The sequence below is a fragment of the Mesorhizobium sp. M7A.F.Ca.CA.004.06.1.1 genome (genome assembly GCF_003999135.1).
Classification (GTDB): domain Bacteria; phylum Pseudomonadota; class Alphaproteobacteria; order Rhizobiales; family Rhizobiaceae; genus Mesorhizobium.
This window is the reverse complement of sequence record NZ_RZPQ01001302.1, coordinates 1-780: the sequence shown is the minus strand read 5'-3', so window position 1 is coordinate 780 and position 780 is coordinate 1. Positions and strand designations below refer to the sequence as shown.

The window sequence follows — 780 nt, the reverse complement described above, 5'->3', positions numbered from 1 at the left end:
AGGTGGGGGCGGTGAGGGCGGACCGGATTTCATTCTGATCTGCCGCCCGGCCGATCTTGTCGACAAGGTGCTGGCGCTGGAGCTTGGTGCGGCCGACGTCGTCGAGAGCCCGCTCAATGTCCGTGAACTGGCCGCCCGTGTCGGCGGTCTGCTTTCGCGCCGCGGCAGGGGCACCCAGGAACTGATCGTGCTGGAGAACGCGACCGTCGATCTGAGATCGGCCATGGTCATGCATCGCTCCGGCTCCGAGGAACAGCTTTCGCCTGGCCAGGTGGCCCTGCTCAGGTTGTTCCTGGCCAGTCCGCGCAAGGTGCTGACGCGTGACGATATCATCGCCGCGGCACCGGCCGAAAACGCCGACGCCTTCGATCGCTCGATCGATTCGCGCATCGTGCGGCTGCGCCGCAAGCTCGACACCGACACCATCACCACAATACGTGGCGCCGGCTATCGGTTCGATCCGCCGCGGCAATTTGCCGACTGACTGCCTGCTACTGGCGCAATCCCTTTTTTCGGGCATCGGATTTTCCATCTCTGGGCCCGATGCTCTTGACGCTCAGCGTACCAGCAGAAGCGATGGCCCCACCGGCATGTCACTGCCCATGGTGAGTTCGCTTGCATGGGCGCGGTCCCGGAGGAGCACGGTAGCAAGACCGGCAAAGCCGAGCAGGCCCTGGGCGTAAAGCAGTGCGGACAGCACCGAAGCAGCGAATTTCGTTTTCATCGTCGCAGTTCCCCAAATGCCAATTCTTCAAAACTGAACCTGTTGCGGGTCTCTTC

General features: G+C 62.9%; 2 protein-coding genes. One reads left to right on the top strand and one right to left on the bottom strand.

Features of this window, described 5'->3' with window-relative positions; all coding sequences use genetic code 11:
- On the top strand, nucleotides 1-484 hold a 484-nt coding region (locus EN906_RS35945; RefSeq protein ID WP_164777699.1), incomplete at its 5' end, for a response regulator transcription factor.
- A gap of 72 nt (nucleotides 485-556) precedes the next feature.
- Here the strand turns inward: EN906_RS35945 and EN906_RS35940 are convergent.
- Nucleotides 557-724 carry a hypothetical protein gene (locus EN906_RS35940; RefSeq protein WP_081738724.1) on the bottom strand — a complete coding sequence of 56 codons (168 nt, stop codon included), beginning with the start codon at nucleotides 722-724 and terminating at the stop codon, nucleotides 557-559.
- Nucleotides 725-780 lie beyond the last annotated feature (56 nt).

Coding starts and splice junctions, on each gene's coding strand:
- EN906_RS35940 (WP_081738724.1), bottom strand. CDS start 724: ATGAAAACGAAATTCGCTGCTTCGGTGCTGTCCGCACTGCTTTACGCC.